At 72.5% G+C, this 244-nt stretch carries 1 protein-coding gene; it reads left to right on the top strand.

The annotated features are described in order from the left end of the window. Nucleotides 1-244 (top strand): MFS transporter (locus tag SB816_RS34290; RefSeq protein ID WP_410548534.1); only part of this gene is annotated, 244 nt, incomplete at both ends.

Genomic DNA, 244 nt, shown 5'->3' on the forward strand with positions numbered 1-244 from the left:
GGCATGCTCACCGACCGCTGGGGCGACCGGCGCGTGCTGCTCACGGGACTCGTCTCGACGGCGGCGGCGCTGCTCGCCATGGCCGTGTGGGTCACGCCGACCGAGACGCGCGTGCCGGGATTGCCGCTGCTCGAAGCGGGGTTCCTCGCCATCGGCTTGCTCGGCGGCAGTGTCAACGGTTCGAGCGGACGCGCGGTGATGGCCTGGTTCGGACCCGCCGAGCGCGGTCTCGCGATGAGCATCC

Source organism: Achromobacter sp. SIMBA_011 (genome assembly GCF_046535435.1).
Taxonomy (GTDB): Bacteria; Pseudomonadota; Gammaproteobacteria; order Burkholderiales; family Burkholderiaceae_B; genus Achromobacter; species Achromobacter dolens.